This is a genomic window from Octadecabacter dasysiphoniae, from assembly GCF_021532615.1.
In the GTDB taxonomy this organism is placed as follows: Bacteria; Pseudomonadota; Alphaproteobacteria; order Rhodobacterales; family Rhodobacteraceae; genus Octadecabacter; species Octadecabacter dasysiphoniae.
The window spans coordinates 1-1,170 of record NZ_JAKGAQ010000017.1 but is presented as its reverse complement, the minus strand read 5'-3'; the positions used below and the strand labels follow the sequence as shown (position 1 = coordinate 1,170).

1 protein-coding gene is annotated in these 1,170 nt (G+C 57.5%); it reads right to left on the bottom strand.

Going from position 1 to position 1,170, the window contains the following annotated elements; translation table 11 throughout:
• Positions 1-1,167 (bottom strand): elongation factor Tu (gene tuf, locus L0664_RS18445; protein ID WP_235227375.1); only part of this gene is annotated, 1,167 nt, incomplete at its 3' end.
• Between the last annotated feature and the right edge of the window lie 3 nt (positions 1,168-1,170).

Genomic DNA, 1,170 nt, shown 5'->3' with positions numbered 1-1,170 from the left:
GATCTTGGAGACCACGCCGGCGCCGACGGTGCGGCCGCCTTCGCGGATCGCAAAGCGCAGGCCGTCTTCCATCGCAATTGGTGCGATCAGCTCGACTTCGAACTTCAGGTTGTCGCCAGGCATAACCATTTCCGTGCCAGCTGGCAGGTTCACGGTGCCCGTAACGTCCGTTGTACGGAAGTAGAACTGTGGACGGTAGTTCGCGAAGAATGGGGTGTGACGACCGCCTTCTTCTTTCGTCAGAATGTAGGCCTCTGCCTCGAACTTCGTGTGCGGGTTAACCGAACCCGGCTTACACAGAACCTGACCACGCTCAACGCCCTCACGGTCAACGCCGCGCAGCAATGCGCCGATGTTGTCGCCAGCTTCACCGCGATCAAGCAGCTTGCGGAACATTTCAACACCAGTACAGGTTGTTTTCGCCGTGTCGCGGATACCAACGATTTCGATTTCGTCGCCCACGTTGATCACGCCACGCTCAACACGGCCCGTCACAACAGTACCACGGCCAGAGATCGAGAACACGTCCTCAACCGGCATCAGGAACGGCTGGTCAACAGCACGTGCAGGGGTCGGGATGTATGTGTCGACAGCTTCCATCAGCTTTTTGATGGAATCTTCGCCGATCGCCTCATCGCGGCCTTCCATGGCAGCAAGCGCGGAACCGGGGATCACTGGAATGTCGTCGCCGGGGTACTCATAAGAGGACAGCAGCTCACGGATTTCCATTTCAACCAGCTCGAGAAGCTCGTCGTCGTCAACCTGATCAACTTTGTTCATGTAAACGACCATGTACGGGATGCCGACCTGACGACCGAGCAGGATGTGCTCGCGCGTTTGGGGCATTGGGCCGTCTGCTGCGTTCACAACCAGGATCGCGCCGTCCATCTGGGCGGCACCGGTGATCATGTTCTTGACGTAGTCGGCGTGGCCGGGGCAGTCGACGTGGGCGTAGTGGCGTGCTTCTGTCTCGTACTCGACGTGCGCTGTGGAGATCGTGATCCCACGCGCTTTTTCTTCCGGCGCGCCGTCAATCTGGTCGTACGCCTGGAAATCACCAAAGTACTTCGTGATCGCAGCTGTCAACGTCGTCTTACCATGGTCAACGTGACCAATCGTGCCGATGTTTACGTGCGGTTTATTACGTTCAAACTTTTCCTTAGCCATGAT